The sequence below is a fragment of the Candidatus Kaiserbacteria bacterium genome, assembly GCA_016699245.1.
In the GTDB taxonomy this organism is placed as follows: Bacteria; Patescibacteriota; Minisyncoccia; order Phycocordibacterales; family UBA918; genus Damh-18.
Map to the genome: position 1 here is coordinate 120,599 of CP064968.1, position 18,667 is coordinate 139,265.

Here is an 18,667-nt window from a genome sequence, read left to right on the forward strand (position 1 = left end):
ATACTCATGGTGGGTGTTAGTTTTTTTATTATGGGCGTGTGTATTCTTGGCACACGACACCTTCTCGTTGGTGAAAAAGTTGGGCAGTTTATAAGGACGAATCGGGCGCTTGCACACTACCAATTCACCCCCACGCATGGCACCATCGTCACCGGCGCATCCACCACCATCACCTCAGCTACCGGAAATACTACTGAAGGAGTCAATGTGGGTTCATGGAAGGGAACACTCTCCGACGATAACTATCACTGGGTCGTCGCTGGGGCAGGAGCAAGCGGACTTGATGTCAACCTCACCATGGGTGGGGTACAGTTAAACGGCGCCAACAAACTCATTGTCCAAACAGAATTTGACCTCGATGCGACCATTCTTGCAACTGAGGTACAGATTTGTGACTGGACGTCATCAACTGATGTGGACGATGCCGCAGACAGTGAATGTACGGGTGGCGGGTGGCGTACCCTCAACACAAAAAATGAACTGCAAGGCCCGCAACGCCTCGTACACAGCACCGGTATCCCATTTCAGTGGCACCTTTATAACGGGTATTGGTCTACCGGCACGACCGGGGGAGCAGCGGTTGATACGCCACTCACGAACTTCCTCAACGGTGCCGATCAGATGAAATTCCGATACTTCTCTGCCTCATCGAGCGTGTCCGAAATCGCCATTGACTACCTTCGTGTGTACGCGGTCGTCGACCCGGTCTATCACGCGGGAGGATTTGTACAGGAATCAGGCGGCACGCCGAGTGGCCACTATGGCAACACCTTTAGCGTCGGCCATTCCGTGACCGCACAATTCGCGGTGACTACCGGTGATAATATCTACCTCGGTGTCCCCGGTACGGTTGCGACTACATCAAACTTCTACCTCACCTTCAAGAACGTGAAGACATACACCGGCATGAATACCATTCTCGTGAACGCCGAGACACTCTGTTCTCTCGCAACGGCTGGTCTCCAGTACCGATTCAAGATTCGCAATTTTAATACCAGTATCTGGGAAGATATTTCACAACCACTCGACTGTTCTACCAACGGGTTTTTCAACAACTTTGCCTTAAACAACATCGTCATTGATGACTACATCAATGCGTCAAACGAAATATGGGTGGGTGTCTCTGCGCTCTCAAACTCGACGACACAAATTCGCATCGACTCCATCTACCTCATGCTCGGCACTACCAACACCGACACGAACAGTTGTGAAATATCATTTGGATCAAACACTGCAGGACGCATTGCCTCAAACCCCTCTGCGCCAGGAGCGGATCGTATCCAAGCACTCACCTCAGATGGTACGTATATGTACGCTTCGGGATACGACAGTGCGGGAATCGATAATGAGTGGCGCATAGAGAAGCGCAATCTTTCCGACGGAGACCTCGTCTCGGCATTTGGTGTTGGTGGCGCAACCTCAACCGATCCCTCAGTTGGTGCCGACCAAATTTTCGCCATCGCCACAACCTCGGGTGCGATATTTGTTGCGGGGTATGACACAGCAGCGGGCACGGGGCAGTGGCGTATCGAGAAGCGCGATAGTACCGATGGTACGCTCGAAACCGCGTTTGATACGGATGGCATTATCACCACAAATCCTTCAGCAAGCCTCGATCACATCAATGCGATTGCCACTGATGCGAGTTACCTCTACGTGGCAGGAGTTGAAAATACTACGAGTGGTACGTGGCGCATTCATAAGTATGACATCACCACCGGTGCACTCGTTACCGCATTTGATGGAGATGGTATCGCGACGAGCACGCTTGCTGCCTCGGGCGACGAACGACCGCAGGCGCTCAAGGTGGATGGCGACTATCTGTACATCGGGGGATACGACAACCTCTCCGGGAACATCGAGTGGCGTCTCGAGAAGCGCAACAAGACCACCGGTGCACTTTGTGCGGGTGGAGGGGAGTGTGCCGCAGGTGCATTTGATACCGATGGTGTGGTGCAGACAAACCCCTCTTCGGGTATTGATGCAATACGTGCACTCGCCATTACCGACGCACACGTGTTCCTTGCAGGATACGACTCATCAACCACAAACAACCAGTGGCGCATCGAAAAGCGCGATATCGCGACCGGCGCACTCGATACTGCATTCGATACCGATGGTATTATGCAATATAACCCAAGTACCGGTGCTGACTGGATAACCGCACTCGCACTCGATGACACCACACTCTACGCGATTGGAAATGTGAGCAACGGTGCGTGGCGTGTTGATGCTCGCGATATCACGACCGGTGCCTCGACGACGTTCTCCGGTAACGGTACGACACTCTCTGAAGATGGTGGTGATGACCAGCCACTTGCCGTCGTACAGGAGGGTGGGTATCTCTATGTTGCAGGATACGGCACTGCTCCAGGAGACAACCAATGGCTCATCGAAAAACTTGCGACGAACACAGGGCTGCGGAGCACCGACAGCTTTGGTGCAAATGATTGCACCGGAACACGAAACATTGATATCACCGGCGGGAACAGAGATGCATGGACAATCCAGACACAAGATGAATCAACGAATCACAGTACTCCATACTATGCACTCGATACCGACGGTGATGCAGCAATTGAGGAAGCGGGATCAGCAACCATCGGGTTTTCGGTTGCGGTACCGGGAAACAGTGCTGTCACCGGTATCTACTGGGCAGGACGCGCAATGAACGGTGCAGGAGCGGGTACGGTGCGCCTTGCCGTGAAGGACTACTCAGGATTCACCGGCCTTACAGGAGGCAGAAGTCTCGTCGGTTCCTCACCAGGAATTGCTATGACATACACTGATCCCTTGATAGTTGGTGGTATTACCTCAGGAGGTATGGCAGGGTACCTCACAAACCCTGAGGATTATATTGATACCTTAAATAATGAGATGTCACTCAGTCTCGTGACCAACTCGGATGGTGCGAGTACCACGAATGCCGTGAACGTATGGGACTTTGCGATGGTGAGTTTTAGTTGGGTGGAGGATCCTGATCATGAAAGCGCCACGTATCAATTCACCCCCACGCATGGCACCATCGTCACCGGCGCATCCACCACCATCACCTCAGCTACCGGAAATACTACTGAAGGAGTCAATGTGGGTTCATGGAAGGGAACACTCTCCGACGATAACTATCACTGGGTCGTCGCTGGGGCAGGAGCAAGCGGACTTGATGTCAACCTCACCATGGGTGGGGTACAGTTAAACGGCGCCAACAAACTCATTGTCCAAACAGAATTTGACCTCGATGCGACCATTCTTGCAACTGAGGTACAGATTTGTGACTGGACGTCATCAACTGATGTGGACGATGCCGCAGACAGTGAATGTACGGGTGGCGGGTGGCGTACCCTCAACACAAAATGAACTGCAAGGCCCGCAACGCCTCGTACACAGCACCGGTATCCCATTTCAGTGGCACCTTTATAACGGGTATTGGTCTACCGGCACGACCGGGGGAGCAGCGGTTGATACGCCACTCACGAACTTCCTCAACGGTGCCGATCAGATGAAATTCCGATACTTCTCTGCCTCATCGAGCGTGTCCGAAATCGCCATTGACTACCTTCGTGTGTACGCGGTCGTCGACCCGGTCTATCACGCGGGAGGATTTGTACAGGAATCAGGCGGCACGCCGAGTGGCCACTATGGCAACACCTTTAGCGTCGGCCATTCCGTGACCGCACAATTCGCGGTGACTACCGGTGATAATATCTACCTCGGTGTCCCCGGTACGGTTGCGACTACATCAAACTTCTACCTCACCTTCAAGAACGTGAAGACATACACCGGCATGAATACCATTCTCGTGAACGCCGAGACACTCTGTTCTCTCGCAACGGCTGGTCTCCAGTACCGATTCAAGATTCGCAATTTTAATACCAGTATCTGGGAAGATATTTCACAACCACTCGACTGTTCTACCAACGGGTTTTTCAACAACTTTGCCTTAAACAACATCGTCATTGATGACTACATCAATGCGTCAAACGAAATATGGGTGGGTGTCTCTGCGCTCTCAAACTCGACGACACAAATTCGCATCGACTCCATCTACCTCATGCTCGGCACTACCAACACCGACACGAACAGTTGTGAAATATCATTTGGATCAAACACTGCAGGACGCATTGCCTCAAACCCCTCTGCGCCAGGAGCGGATCGTATCCAAGCACTCACCTCAGATGGTACGTATATGTACGCTTCGGGATACGACAGTGCGGGAATCGATAATGAGTGGCGCATAGAGAAGCGCAATCTTTCCGACGGAGACCTCGTCTCGGCATTTGGTGTTGGTGGCGCAACCTCAACCGATCCCTCAGTTGGTGCCGACCAAATTTTCGCCATCGCCACAACCTCGGGTGCGATATTTGTTGCGGGGTATGACACAGCAGCGGGCACGGGGCAGTGGCGTATCGAGAAGCGCGATAGTACCGATGGTACGCTCGAAACCGCGTTTGATACGGATGGCATTATCACCACAAATCCTTCAGCAAGCCTCGATCACATCAATGCGATTGCCACTGATGCGAGTTACCTCTACGTGGCAGGAGTTGAAAATACTACGAGTGGTACGTGGCGCATTCATAAGTATGACATCACCACCGGTGCACTCGTTACCGCATTTGATGGAGATGGTATCGCGACGAGCACGCTTGCTGCCTCGGGCGACGAACGACCGCAGGCGCTCAAGGTGGATGGCGACTATCTGTACATCGGGGGATACGACAACCTCTCCGGGAACATCGAGTGGCGTCTCGAGAAGCGCAACAAGACCACCGGTGCACTTTGTGCGGGTGGAGGGGAGTGTGCCGCAGGTGCATTTGATACCGATGGAGTGGTGCAGACAAACCCCTCTGCTGGTGTCGATACAATACGCGCACTCGCCATTACCGACACACATGTTTTCGTTGCAGGATACGACTCCTCAACCACGAACAACCAGTGGCGCATCGAAAAGCGCGATATCGCGACCGGCGCACTTGAAACTGCATTCGATACCGATGGTATTATGCAATATAACCCAAGTACCGGTGCTGACTGGATAACCGCACTCGCACTCGATGACACCACACTCTACGCGATTGGAAATGTGAGCAACGGTGCGTGGCGTGTTGATGCCCGTGACATAACAACAGGTGCCTCGACGACGTTCTCCGGTAACGGTACGACACTCTCTGAAGATGGTGGTGATGACCAGCCACTTGCCGTCGTACAGGAGGGTGGGTATCTCTATGTTGCAGGATACGGCACTGCTCCAGGAGACAACCAATGGCTCATCGAAAAACTTGCGACGAACACAGGGCTGCGGAGCACCGACAGCTTTGGTGCAAATGATTGCACCGGAACACGAAACATTGATATCACCGGCGGGAACAGAGATGCATGGACAATCCAGACACAAGATGAATCAACGAATCACAGTACTCCATACTATGCACTCGATACCGACGGTGATGCAGCAATTGAGGAAGCGGGATCAGCAACCATCGGGTTTTCGGTTGCGGTACCGGGAAACAGTGCTGTCACCGGTATCTACTGGGCAGGACGCGCAATGAACGGTGCAGGAGCGGGTACGGTGCGCCTTGCCGTGAAGGACTACTCAGGATTCACCGGCCTTACAGGAGGCAGAAGTCTCGTCGGTTCCTCACCAGGAATTGCTATGACATACACTGATCCCTTGATAGTTGGTGGTATTACCTCAGGAGGTATGGCAGGGTACCTCACAAACCCTGAGGATTATATTGATACCTTAAATAATGAGATGTCACTCAGTCTCGTAACGAACTCGGATGGTGCAAGTACCACGAATGCCGTGAACGTATGGGACTTTGCGATGGTGAGTTTTAGTTGGGTGGAGCCGGAACCCGTGCCAGTCTATTCGATATCAATTACCAGTGATGGAACAATACAGTATGGGTTTGTAGACCTGAGTGTAGCGAGTTCGACCGTTGGTGGGGATACACAGGCAGCAGAAAATACGGGAAGCCTTAATGAAAAAATAAATATTCGTTCAAGTAACGCTCTTGGCGGGACGAGCTGGCTTCTTGCATCAGTAATTGGAAGTAATCAGTATACTCATGAATTTTCGACAACGACGGGAGTAACGTGGAAAACAATGCCCGATAGCAGTACATACGTGGTTGCAGATCCGTCTGTGACACCAAGTGGTACGGTAGATTTTGATTTTAGACTCACGATGCCAAGCGGCACCACTGATTTTGTTGAAAAATCAATTACTATTACAGTCCAGGCCGTCGCCCCATAGTTTTAGAAAGTATAAAAAATGTTGATAAGCGTGAAGTAATCATGATGTTACTTGATACAATATAATAGAATTAATTAAATACTATGTACCATCTTAATCACCACCAACTTTTTGGAGTAATAGAAAAAGCACGACACCAACTTTTTTTCATTGTAGTAAGTATGCTTTCGATCGCGATTGTTTTTGGTGGTATGAATGCTTTTGCACAGAGTACTGATACGGTGACTGCTACCGTGACCGCAACGAATCTTGCAGTCTCTGTTTCTGATGGTACTATCGCCTTTGGCTCAGTGGCGCTCAATACCGCAACAACGACCGTTGGCACCGCGCAAACACAAACCGTTTCTAATGATGGTTCGGCTGCAGTGCTTAATGTTAAATCGAGCAATGCAACAAATGGTACATTGTGGACTCTCGGCACAAGTCCTGGTTCGGATATTTTTAAACTCGAAGTATCAACAACGACGGGATCAACATACGGGACGCTTCAGGCTACTGACGTATATCTCACCGCATCATCAACGTTTGCCTCACTCACAAATCAAAACGTTGATTTCCGCTTCACGACACCAACTGTCTCCACAGACTTCGTCCAAAAGTCACTCACTATTACCGTGCAGGTGACGACACCATAATTACCTATTTAGATGAAATATGGTATACCTATCTACATGCGATTAGCCACATACTCAGTTTTAGTAAAAATTCTGTTTGTCTTTGGGATTGTTTCTGTACTATTTTTACTCTCCTCAGAGGAGATGTTTGCGAAAGTTGGTGTGGGGATGGGTGCAGGTGAGATTCGAGTAACAGAATCCATAAAGCCAGGGGGGATTTACTCACTTCCCAGCCTTCGTGTGTTTAATACCGGAGATGAAACGACTACGTATGGAATGAATATTGCGTATCATCAGGACAATCCACAACTACGACCAGGAAAATCATGGTTTTCTTTTACTCCTGCAACGTTCACGATAGAACCAGGTGAAAGTCAGGAAGTTCAGATATCGATGTCAGTCCCGGTGAAAACTGATCCGGGAGAATATTTTGCTTTTCTCGAAAGCGGACCAGTTGCGGAGGGTGGCCCAGGAACATCGGTAGGTGTTGCTGTTGCTACAAAACTCTATTTTGATGTTGTACATGCAAATCTTTGGAGCGCACTGACGTACAGAGTTTCTACATTTCTCACGATATATGCACCGTGGTCATGGATTGGCTTAGGGCTTCTCGTGTGTGGTGCCGTTGCTTTTATCTTTGCGCGATTCTTTTCCCTGGACGTTTCCTTACGAAAAAAGAAAACACAAGAGTAATTTTAATGGTCTCAAAATCTTACGTTTTTGTTTTTTCTATACTCATCCTGTGCGCTACTGCTTTTCTCAGTTATTTTGTGGTGAGTTATGCAGCAGATATTAATGCAACCATAACAACGGGCTTATTTACTCCACTCAGCCCTCTCAATCTCGCAGTCTCTATTTCTGACAGAAGTGTCGATCTTTCATGGTCGCCACCAGCATCGAATGGGGGATCGGTACTTATTGATTATGTGATTGAATATAAGCTCACAACTGGGGGCGTTTGGGCTGTTTTTGTTGACTCCGTTTCAACAAGTACATCAGTAACAGTAACGGGTCTTACCAATGATACCTCCTATGATTTTAGGGTTTCTGGAGTGAATGCGATTGGTCAAGGCCCCGCTTCTACACCGGTGAGCGCAACACCGGGTGCTCCCGCTCAGGTACTCGTCACTGGTATGAGCGATGTAACCATTCCAACTATCAGTACATCGGTGAGAATTACCAACGAAGGTGCGGTTGCATACGAGTACCAGTACACGTGGTGTGTGACGAATTCTGACGTTAATCTGTGTGGAGGAGGGGATGATATTTTTAATTCCACCGCAGCAAAACTTATTCTTCCGGGAGAGAGTTGGGATACGAGCCTTAGTTCTACGGTACCAATAATCGGCAACTACTGGTTTCATGTGCAAGTCCTGTTTGGCTCTGATTCTTCGTATGCAAGCCAATCATTTACGACACTGAGTGAACCCAGTGGTGGTGGGGGAGGAGGGGGAAGCAGTGGGTCAAAAAGTAAGTCTCGGTCTTGCTCGGGCGGTGACTTTAACCGAGATAAGATTGTGAACTTGGTCGACTTTTCAATTTTCCTCATGTCGTATAACAAACCTGCACCATTCCCCAATCCTTGTGTGGATATCAATAGTGACACAAAAGTAAACGTGGTTGATTTTTCTATTCTTCTGACACAATGGGGTAAAAAGCCGATTCTCTATAAATAAATTGTATGACACTCACGCATCTTTCTCATTTTTATAAAATCAGTGTGGTTATCATATTGTTTTTTTGTGCGCAAATCACCTTTGCAGCGCACGTGACATTTGAAGTGGTTCCGGCACTTGTGCCCGATGATACGGCAACAATTATTGAAGTGCGGATGAATCCGGATGGGGTACCCATTAATGCGGTTGAGGGTACGATAGGGCTCTTTGGTGCAGGACTATCAGCCGTCTCCTCAATTATTGTTGAAACCGGTGGTTCCGCACTGACACTCTGGCCAAGTATCCCTGAGTACTCACCTTTAGAAAAGGTGATTCGATTCACCGGCGGCACTCCCGAAACATTTTCCGGAGACGTATTACTATTTCGCATGAGAATCTTTTCAAAAAAACCAGGAGAAATTACCACGTCGTGGCTCGGAGGCTCAGCATATCAGAGTGATGGAATCGGTACTAAAGAAGGTGTTTCCTCACGTTCACTCACCGTATCACTTGCTCAGAATGAACCAAATCAAATAAACGCAGCATCGATCGATTCAACACCGCCTCGCTTTGAAGATATTCTAATCTCACAAGATATAGATGCGTATGATGGAAAGCATTTTTTGAGTTGGAATGCAATTGATGATATCTCTGGAATCGCGAGGTATGAAGTTGTGGAAGGCACCACGACCACAGAAGTGAATAATGGTGTGTATGTATTACATGATCAAGAACGAAAGACGAAGATAATTGTTATTGCATATGACCATGCAGGAAATAGTACGTCAATCAAAGTTTCGACACGATACAATACACTCGGTATCATCGTCGTCGGTGTCGTAATTGCGCTCACGCTCCTTGGGGTTTTCATTGTTCGAAGAAGATACCTCAAGCAATAAACGAAAACACACGATATGCGTCGAAGCCGAAAATATCGAGACTTGGTGTTGGAGGATTAATTGGGGATGGTATGAGTTATACCACGCGTCTTTTTTCTTCGATTTTCTTTTCGTTTCTGTAGAAGAGAGCAGGCACGAGAACGAGGGTGAGAATCATTGCAAAGGAAAGTCCAAACATAATGGCGAATGCGAGCGGGCTCCAGAAATCAGAGATGGTTGAAAGTGGAATCATACCAACTACGGTGGTGATGGTGGTAAGGAATATTGGTCGAAGGCGAGATACGGACGCGTCAGCAACCACCTCAATGAGTGAATCCCCAGGCTTCATTGCATTGTGGTAGTGGATCATTGAGTCGAGCAGGATAATGGCGTGATTGATGATAACGCCCGCAAGTGCGATGACTCCAAGGAGTGATGTGAAGGACAGTGCTTGGCCAGTGATAGTAAGCCCCACAAAGACGCCAATGAGTGAGAGCGGTACAGCAAGCAATAGGTAGATAGAGTAACGGATAGAGTTGAAGGAAAGTACCAAAATTGCAAGCATGAGGACAAGTCCTGCTACGAAGGCAAGCCCCATTTCGGTAAATGACTTGTTGATGTCTTCTGTTTCTCCACCGTAGGAGATGCGTACCGAGGAGGGAAGTGTGAGTTCCGCCTCTTTCGCCTTAAATGTTGCAACAATCTCTGCGGCGGTCACACCATCTTTGGTATACGCGGAGACTGTTTCAATACGCTCTTCGTCTTCATGTGCAATATTTGAGTTTGCGGGTGCAAGTCGGTCGCGTACTACAGAACCGACGAGCACCGGCTTGCCCGTCACACTTATGACGGTGAGGTTCCTTAGGGTATCGAGGGTGACTTTTGGTGATGCGGCAAAATCAGTTTCATTCGCATCAGTTTCAATTTTTACTATGACATCGGTATCGTCACCGTCTTCGGTGATAGTCGTCGCAGTGACGCCGAATACTGCAGAACGAAGCACTTCGCCTATCATTCCTGGTGAGACACCTGCAGCACTTGCTTTGCTTCTATCAACTTCGAGGATGAGCTCGGTAGCGCTATTGTTGGTGCTCAGTGTTACATCGCGTGTCCCATTAATGGATTCAAGAAGTCTCCCTGCGTTTTCCACCGCGAGCGCAAGTTCGTTTAAGTCTGACCCAATAAATTTAAGCGTCACTGGTGCACCCGTTGGCGGGCCGTTTTGTTGTTCGGCAACCTTTACATCAATATTTGGTATTACGTCGAGTGTGTCACGAAGGTCTGTCGCAATTTCTTCACTTGACTCAGTACGTTCTGGTTTCAGCGTAAGTGTGATGTTAGCAAATTTTTGCCCACTTTTTCCCTCACCCGTGAAGGAAGACCCCGCACCTGCAGTCGAGGTAAATGACTCAATGTATCCTTTGTCATAGAGTAATTCTTCAGCAGTACGAAGTGAAAGGTCGGTCTCCGCGAGTGTGGTTCCCTGACGCGTCTCTAATTCCACAAAAACAAAGTCCACGTTTTCAGGCGGGAAGAAGATAACCTTAAGGAGTCCGCTTATGGGAAGGATAAAGACGAGAAGGAAGCCAACACCCAAGGAAATGAAGAAGTATCGTTGTGCGCGTGCATTCTTAAGAAACGTGATGAGATGACTGCGATACCATGCCTGTGCGCGCCTTGTATATTCTTCTTGCTTTGCTTCGAAACGGTTGGCATGCGAGTGCTTGGTGAGGTACACCGCAATGAGTGGTACCATGCCGAGCGCGACAATAATGGAGGCAAGAAGTACAAAGATAATGGTGAAGGGAATTGACTTAATGAATTCACCTACAATTCCCGAGAGAAAAAAGAGTGGTGCAAAAACTGCAATGGTGGTCATGGTGCCTCCGATAAGTGGCCATGCGTATTCCTTGATTGCAGCTTTTGCCGCTTCATCCGCATTGCCGTACTTTTGCATGCGTGTATGAATCGCTTCGGTAATCACAATACCTGAGTCCACCAAGATACCCACTGCAAGGATAAGTGAAAAAAGAGAAATGAAGTTAATAGTGTTACCCGACGCGTAGAGTCCGATAAATGCAATGACAAAAGAAAGTGGAATAGAAAGCGCTGCTACAAGGGATTCGCGCCATCCAATCGTGAGGAGGAGGCAGATGATGACGAGCGCGACAGTCTCAAAACCCGTAGTAACTAGTTCAGAAAGGTCGGTGCGCACGGTTTCTCCCTGGTCATAGACTACAAGAACTTGTGAAGAGGCGAGGAGACCACCTTCTTTTTGCATGGATTCCATTCTTTCAAGTGCAGCAGCCGACATTTCGGTTACGTCCACACCCGCACGCTTAAAGATTGAGAGTGTGAATGCAGACTCTGCCGGAGCACCCGCTACGGAAACGCGAGAAATACTCGTCTCACGCTCAACTCCGTTTTTCACTGTTGCAACGTCACGTACGTACACTGGTACGCCGCTACCCATACTCACGGGAATGTTTTCAATTTCACTCACTTCTTTGAGTTTGCCTTCGTAGCGTACTGCATACTCAATGTCATCAGTCACCACGGTACCTATGGGTAACGTGAGGTTGGCGAGTCCGAGTGAACGTGAGACATCACTGAGGGTGAGTCCGTATGCATTCAGTGCCGATTCACGTACTGATACTTGTACTTGATGTGCACGAACACCTTCAATGGTGACTTCTGAAACACCACGGACATTTTTAAATTCATCAGCCACGGTCTCAGCGAGTGCAGTAAATTCAAGCGCCGGCAAATCAGATGATACGGAGAGTTGAAGTATCGGTTGGTTGGCAAAATCTACTTTGTTTACCTGTGGATCGGTGGCATCAGTAGGAAGGTCTTGTTTACCTCTATCTACTGCATCTTTTAAATCTTGAATAGATTTGTCGATATCTGCACTCGCATCAAAGTTGACTACAATAATAGACGCACCATCGCGCGATGTTGAGGTAAGTGAGTCGAGGTTATCGACATTGCTTATCTCTCGCTCGAGTTTGTTGGTGATGAGTTCTTCAATATCAAGTGCAGATGCACCAGGATATATCGTGCTCACAATACCAATCGGTACAATGATTTCTGGCGCTGATTCCTTAGGAATCGCAAAGAGGGAATAGAGTCCAATACCAACGAGCGCTGCAATGAGAAGCAGACTAAATTCGCGTTTTCGAAGAAAGAAAAACCAAAGTGCATGCATATTATTATTTGGTTACTGATACAAGGTCACCTTCTTTGCGTCCACGGGCGTCAGTAATGATGCGACTTTCGCGAGTAATACCCTCTGTTACCTCGACTGAATCTCCGAGTATTGCACCAAGTATCACAGGATACGCTTCAAGGGTATTCGTGTCACTTACACCAAAGACCACTGAGCCTGAGGCGAGCATTTTAATTGCCTTTAAGGGTACTACTATTACTGTTGATTCCTTCTTTGTACTTTCAGAAAATACGACTGATACCGTACTACCATTCTTGAGTGAAAGAGATTCATCGACACTAATTTTCACCTCACTCTTTCCCGTTGTGGGGTCAATAGCAGGAGCGATTTGACCGTTGTTTGCAACAATTGCGGTCTGTGCACCAATACTGATGTATTCACCTTGTGTGATGTTAAGCGCGTTCACGATGCCCGATATAGGTGTTCGCACCAATGTTTTCTCGTAGTTTACCTGTGCACTTCTGAGTCCGCCGAGTGCTTGCTTCACCTGTGCATTTGCGAGTGATGCTGTGGGATTCTCGGTGCCGCCAATTTGCGCACGACGCACATTCTCGCGAGCATTGGTGAGAGCTGTTTTTGCATTTGCAAGTGCACTGAGGGTACCGTTAAGGGAGGTCCGTGCACTATTGAGTCCGGGCATATATTCGCTGACAAGCTTGTCTTTGAGAGAATCATTATTTTCTGCCTTGCCTACAGCATAGACGAGTGCATCTAAAATACTAATAAGATCTTTTGTACGTTCCTCTGCATCACGAAGTGCATCATCAAGGTCACTTGACGTCGTGAGTGACGTACTTTCTTTTTGCCAAAGTATAAGCGTCTTTCCGAATGCATAGCGTGACGTATTGAGGTAGTCGCTTTTACCCTCAGAACTAATACGAACACCAGGAGTGGGTGACTCAGGATTCCCAAAGAATACATCAACCGTGTCGAGCGTGATGTCGTGTACAGAGATATACGCATTGCGGTAGGTAGTGACGGCACTGTTTTCAGCAGAGAGGAGTGCGCTCTCTGCGTCCCCCACAGAAATTTCACTTACCGCTGCACTCGCGAGTGCAGATTCATATCCAGCTTCTGCTTGAAGGAGTTGTGCACGCTCACTGCCATTCTCAATCGAGCCGAGAATGCTGCCTGCCGTGACGCGGTCACCAATTTTTGTATTGACGGTGGTGATACGCCCACCAGCCTCTGCTTGGAGTCTTGCTTCGGAGATAGCACGCACGGTACCCACTACAGAAAAGGTGCTTTCACTACCAAAATTCCCTACGGTCGCAAGAGTGACGGAAGGAAGGGAGGGCTCTGCTACATCAGTAGTTGTGTCATCACCAGTAACGAGGATAACGAGTATCACAAGCACCAACATGAGTCCTCCAATACGAAAGACCTTAGCACGAGTGCTTTGAGGCATAAAGAAAGCGACTGTTTTCCGAAGAAAACCAGTTATTGATTGAATCATACGGTAAAAAATATAAAGAAACTAAGACCAAAACTCTACATGATTATTTCAAGAAAGTCAATGCTTGCGCTGTGGTTCTGTGATGGAATAGAAATAAATAATGGGCCTGTATTCTCCCAATTTAATACAAAAAAGAGCCACCGTGCTAAGATGCAGTGGAAAAGGCACAAAAATATTTGAGTTTATAAAGAAGTATTCCCCTACAATAATCAATCTATCTTATGAAAAACGTGTATCACATCGTCACACATCCAAATCTCGATAAGTCTCGCGTGAATAAAGAAGTATTAAAGGCATTTGAGGGAAAAGAAGGTGTGGAAACTCGAAAGCTCTATGAAACGTACCCTGATTGGGAGATTGATGTTGCGAGAGAAAAAGAAAGTCTTTTGAAAGCAGATATTATCGTAGTGCAGACTCCATTTTATTGGTATTCAACTCCAGGTCTTTTTAAGGAGTGGGAAGACCGTGCTCTCGAATACGGATTTGCCTATGGTGAAGGGGGCGATAAATTAAAAGACAAAAAGTTGCAGATTGTACTTTCAGCATTTGGTCCCGAGGAAGCGTATCAGCATGGAGGATACAACAGATTTACTATTGAGGAACTACTCCGCCCTCTTGAACAGACTGCTTTCTTGTGCAAAATGAGTTTTCTGAAACCTCTCGCACTCCTTGGAGTTGCACACAAGACTGATGTGGAATTGGTCGCCTTCAAGGACCTTGTTGAAAAAACAATCGAGAATCTCCGAATATAAATTCACGGACAAAAGAAAAGCCACCCGAGGGAAAGCTTTTCCCTGGGGTGGCTACTATGCAAGACTGATGATGACGCGTCGATCTACTTTCTGCTCAATCGGTACTTGAAGCAGGTCGTCGGTGGTAACTTTAGTCCAGCCCCGTTCTGGATCAGCTGTCTCATAGTCAGTGATTGCGAAAACGAATGAATGATTTCCCACCGTTACCGTCACGCGGTCATTCACTTCGCCTGTATCTGCGCCCGGCTTGAAAGCATTGTACAGCTTAGTCGCCAGTGTGAACATGTCAATACTTTCATCTTTGATGACTTCAGCCGCTTGCGCTGTCACACCTACATACCCGCCATCGAAAGCACAGTGACAAAAGTCTTCCGGGCCAGGTTCGCGCTTGTCGATCCTGATGTCTTGCATGAGGAAGTATGCGTCATTGAACGTCATTTGAAAACATTCAGAAAACAAGCAAGCTGGAACTTTTACTACAAGGAACAAATGATTTTCTCGTGCTATCTCCTCTTTTTTCACTTTGTATCTCCTTTGATAAAATGTGCCGGAACTGCAACTATGCAATAACTCTCAGTAAATTGCAAATTTATAACTGATACATGAAACATTAATTTAAACAGGAAAGACCTGTTTAGTTAGGAAGGACCTTAGTTTAAACAGGAAGGACCTGTTTAGTTAGATGCCTGTCGACAAAAATTAAAACCCCAACAACCCGGAATGTGAATTCTGTTTGTTGGGGTTTTGTAGAGAGGTAATGGGGTCAGCTACCATTTCTCCATATCTACTTAAAAGATTCTCTTGCAATTCCACTCATGCGAATAATGGAAAGTAATGTTCCCTTCGGTAAGTCCTTTGAATGATATGGCAGAGTCACACGCTTTTTTGAAATTGAGTGATACATAATGTGATGACTTCCTGTTGTATGATCTATCTCAAAACCATTCTCTTGCAGAATTGTGAGAACGTTTTTAGACGTCAATGCAGGCAACTTAGGCATGTCACACATTCATTACCCTCGGGAGAGAAATGAGGCTTACGTAGTTTTCTTTATCTGAAGGTATTGGTTCGTTGTGTTTTGCAAGCGAGGCAACATATCCTTCTATGGCATCGAGTATCATTTTTTTTGCCTCAGCAATGTCTTTACCATAACTAACACAACCCGGTAGCGACGGGACTTGAGCCGTAAACCCCCCTTCCGGTTCGTGGGTAAATATGACGTTATATTGTAGGGTTTCTTCTTTCATATATATAGGATACATGAAAACAATAATTTCATCAACAAAAATTATTGTTTCGGTGAGTACTTTTTGCCAATCAGTACAATCTATCCATCACTTCGTATCAAAATGACACGATGCTAACTGCTAAATGATACGATACAACTTTTTTGTTTAAACAGGAAGGATCTGTTTAGATGTTTAGATTACGAAACGAAAAATTCTATGTATCGCTTTTTCCAGGATGATTTGAATTGAGCAACAGGAATAGAACCATTGCCTCTTGGCTCCGCGGGGTCATTATAGAAAAGCGTATCATCCTTGATACCATTTACAATTACTAAATGCGGAATGGGGTTGGTGGGAGTGAAGGTGTAATGCACCGATGCCATCACTGGTCCTACGATGAGTGCTTTTTCAAATGCAGCAAATGCGACATCCATGCTCGAACCTCCAAAATCGTGCGTGGTGCCGTCGAGACCATATTTGTGTGAGACTTCTATAAGTCCTGCGTAGGTCCATCCTGCACTCGAGTATGCATCTATAGCAATACCTTCCTTGAGAAGTGTGTCGACTGAGGTGAATGAATCGGGATTATAAAACTTAATGAGCATTGCAAGACTTGCAATACCACAACCTATTTTCTTCCACGCAGGCGCTGTGATGTCGGTGAGTTGAGAATAGAAGGGAACGGAGAAGACATCTGTCTTTTGTGTAACATCAGCCTTCGGTTGTTGCACTTTTCTTTCACTTCTATAACCACTTCTGGGGTGGGCTCTGGCTCAGGAAGTATTTCTGGTAGCGACTGTTCTTCAGTCATTACTTCTTCTTCTGTATCTATTTCTGCAATAGTCTGAGACGAGGAAGTAGCAACCTCGGTAATAGGTGCACTAATGGTGGTAGCAGGGATAGGAGCGCTGTACGTAATGGTAGTGCTTGGTATAAGCCCAAGTGCGATAAAAATCGCACTTGCGCACACAACACCAACAATGAACTTTGTATTCAGCAAAACGTTATCAGTGTACCGTGTGAGTACCCTTGCCAACAATACACATTACGTGGTCTAGTCCCGCACGGTTACTTTCATGCCCAACTCAGCCCATGCGTAAAGTTTTCCTGCATCACTCGGAAGTAGATTTACACAACCATGCGAGTAGGGTATACCAAAACTATCATGCCAGTATGCACCGTGTATCACTGCGCCTTCATTAGTAAAGTAGAGATTCCAAGGTACTCCGGGCAAATCATACACATCGGTATACCCAGGAAGTGGACCTTGCATATATCGTGTCGGGGTCATTTTAAATACGGTAAATGTACCGCGCGGAGTAGGGGATAGTTCAAGTCCCGTAGAAATACTTATTTCCATAAAAGGTGTCTCGCCCTCGTACGCATAGAGCTTTTGCTCACTCCTGTCGACAATGACACGCTTTGTGGTGGTAGCACTCTCGTTTTCCCAGATTGTTTTATTACCTTCATCAGTAAAAATATCAACAAAGTCTCCCGCCACATACCATTTGCTTGCAACACGCTCAGGATAGGCGAGTGATTCATCAAAGACAATCTGATACCACGTATGACCGTCAGCCTCAACAGTAGTCGTGCTCACCATAAGGAGAATATTATTGCGCAGTTTCGTGACTACGGGGAAGGAGACACCGGGGCCCCCGCGCACACGCACACACTCGCCCAAAAAATGAACATCACAACTATCTTTGATAGTGATAAATGTAAAAAGTTTCTTGGGAGGTGGAACCTCTGTTCCTTCGTCTATTTTCGCTTTTGGAGTCGATGGAGTAATCACTGCCTCAATGCTTCCGGGAACAGTACCTTGATTACTATTTCGAGAACCTTGATAAAAAATCCATAGTGCATATAAACATGCAAGAATACATAAGAAAGAGAACATACGTAAAAGTATGCGTTTTACCTGCTTTTCAGTGCTTCGGTCCATATACTCAAGTATATGCTTATTTTGCACACTGTGTAACAGGTGTACGTGCGGAGATGATTACATAGTATACAAAAAACAACTATCGAATATGCTTCGATAGTTGTTTTTGATGTATGCGTATTATACTTCTCCTCCTATGTTTGCTGAATCGTCAACACCTCTTTCAGTACGACATTCCTTACGGTCTGTTTTGAATTCTGCCCACGCGCCCTTCTTTGCATTTTTCCAGGCTGTGCGCGCATCCTTTATATCTTTCTTGAAGGCTCCCCACACTTCTTTGACTGAGGATTTAATATTTTTGCTATTTTCTTGCGAATACGCATCTTCGAGCCCCTCTCCGCGCTCTGTGTACGCTTTAAGGATTGAAGTGTTGTAAGTTGTTACTGCTGTCTTGAGTGTTGCTTCTCGAGTCTTTACCGTAGCCTTAAGACAAGAAACACTATTATTTGTGGTTGTACCAGGTACTCCATCAACTTCCACTTGTGCTTGAGCCATAGGGGTAGCAACGAGCATAAATGCAACGATGCTGAAAGTAGTAATTAATTTTTGCATAGATCTAAAATAGATGTGTTTGAAACTATTATTGATTAAAAGAGTATTGCACTGGTTAATTATATATTATATACATATAAAAATAATACTTTAATCCT

Annotated in this window: 16 protein-coding genes; 7 read left to right on the plus strand and 9 right to left on the minus strand. The window is 46.9% G+C overall.

What is annotated here, in order from left to right; translation table 11 throughout:
• Positions 1-6 precede the first annotated feature (6 nt).
• The 6 genes from IPH92_00505 (at position 7) to IPH92_00530 (ending at position 9,427) form a co-directional block, all read left to right on the plus strand.
• Positions 7-3,357, plus strand: a complete 3,351-nt coding sequence (locus tag IPH92_00505) for a hypothetical protein (protein ID QQR65049.1) — start codon at positions 7-9, stop codon at positions 3,355-3,357.
• A complete protein-coding gene (locus IPH92_00510; GenBank protein QQR65050.1) occupies positions 3,239-6,259 on the plus strand; it encodes a hypothetical protein in 3,021 nt (1,006 codons plus the stop codon). Before IPH92_00505 ends, IPH92_00510 begins: the two co-directional genes overlap by 119 nt.
• An 83-nt stretch (positions 6,260-6,342) precedes the next feature.
• The gene (locus tag IPH92_00515) at positions 6,343-6,894 is read left to right on the plus strand and encodes a hypothetical protein (protein ID QQR65051.1); all 552 of its coding nucleotides are present in this window, start codon (positions 6,343-6,345) and stop codon (positions 6,892-6,894) included.
• 36 nt (positions 6,895-6,930) lie between these two features.
• Positions 6,931-7,566: a hypothetical protein gene (locus IPH92_00520; protein QQR65052.1), complete on the plus strand. Its 636-nt coding sequence runs from the start codon at positions 6,931-6,933 to the stop codon at positions 7,564-7,566.
• 5 nt (positions 7,567-7,571) lie between these two features.
• Complete coding sequence (locus IPH92_00525; protein ID QQR65053.1) at positions 7,572-8,549, plus strand: fibronectin type III domain-containing protein; 978 nt, start codon at positions 7,572-7,574, stop codon at positions 8,547-8,549.
• Positions 8,550-8,554: 5 nt separating this feature from the next.
• Positions 8,555-9,427, plus strand: a complete 873-nt coding sequence (locus IPH92_00530) for a hypothetical protein (GenBank protein ID QQR65054.1) — start codon at positions 8,555-8,557, stop codon at positions 9,425-9,427.
• A 76-nt stretch (positions 9,428-9,503) separates the two neighbouring features.
• On the opposite strand, the gene IPH92_00535 is transcribed toward IPH92_00530, so the two are convergent.
• Both IPH92_00535 and IPH92_00540 read right to left on the minus strand, forming a co-directional pair.
• The gene (locus IPH92_00535; GenBank protein ID QQR65055.1) at positions 9,504-12,614 is read right to left on the minus strand and encodes an efflux RND transporter permease subunit; all 3,111 of its coding nucleotides are present in this window, start codon (positions 12,612-12,614) and stop codon (positions 9,504-9,506) included.
• 4 nt (positions 12,615-12,618) lie between these two features.
• On the minus strand, positions 12,619-14,091 hold the full coding sequence (locus IPH92_00540) for an HlyD family efflux transporter periplasmic adaptor subunit (GenBank protein QQR65056.1): 1,473 nt from the start codon (positions 14,089-14,091) through the stop codon (positions 12,619-12,621).
• 221 nt (positions 14,092-14,312) lie between these two features.
• Between IPH92_00540 and IPH92_00545 the strand changes: the two genes are divergently transcribed.
• Positions 14,313-14,843 (plus strand): NAD(P)H-dependent oxidoreductase, encoded by a 531-nt coding sequence (locus tag IPH92_00545; protein QQR65057.1) that lies wholly within the window; start codon positions 14,313-14,315, stop codon positions 14,841-14,843.
• Between the two features lie 54 nt (positions 14,844-14,897).
• Here the strand turns inward: IPH92_00545 and IPH92_00550 are convergent, their stop codons facing one another.
• From IPH92_00550 to IPH92_00580, 7 genes are all read right to left on the minus strand, one after another.
• Positions 14,898-15,281, minus strand: coding sequence for a hypothetical protein (locus IPH92_00550; GenBank protein ID QQR65058.1), 384 nt, complete (start codon positions 15,279-15,281; stop codon positions 14,898-14,900).
• 346 nt (positions 15,282-15,627) lie between these two features.
• Positions 15,628-15,843 carry a type II toxin-antitoxin system HicA family toxin gene (locus IPH92_00555; protein QQR65059.1) on the minus strand — a complete coding sequence of 72 codons (216 nt, stop codon included), beginning with the start codon at positions 15,841-15,843 and terminating at the stop codon, positions 15,628-15,630.
• Between the two features lies 1 nt (position 15,844).
• Positions 15,845-16,090, minus strand: coding sequence for a type II toxin-antitoxin system HicB family antitoxin (locus IPH92_00560; protein ID QQR65060.1), 246 nt, complete (start codon positions 16,088-16,090; stop codon positions 15,845-15,847).
• 179 nt (positions 16,091-16,269) lie between these two features.
• The gene (locus IPH92_00565; GenBank protein QQR65061.1) at positions 16,270-16,803 is read right to left on the minus strand and encodes a C39 family peptidase; all 534 of its coding nucleotides are present in this window, start codon (positions 16,801-16,803) and stop codon (positions 16,270-16,272) included.
• Entirely contained in the window at positions 16,701-17,072 is a 372-nt protein-coding gene (locus IPH92_00570) for a hypothetical protein (protein QQR65062.1), read from the minus strand. The genes IPH92_00565 and IPH92_00570 overlap by 103 nt, the downstream gene beginning before the upstream one ends.
• 54 nt (positions 17,073-17,126) lie before the next feature.
• The gene (locus IPH92_00575; protein ID QQR65063.1) at positions 17,127-18,017 is read right to left on the minus strand and encodes a L,D-transpeptidase; all 891 of its coding nucleotides are present in this window, start codon (positions 18,015-18,017) and stop codon (positions 17,127-17,129) included.
• A gap of 120 nt (positions 18,018-18,137) precedes the next feature.
• Positions 18,138-18,569, minus strand: coding sequence for a hypothetical protein (locus IPH92_00580; GenBank protein ID QQR65064.1), 432 nt, complete (start codon positions 18,567-18,569; stop codon positions 18,138-18,140).
• Between the last annotated feature and the right edge of the window lie 98 nt (positions 18,570-18,667).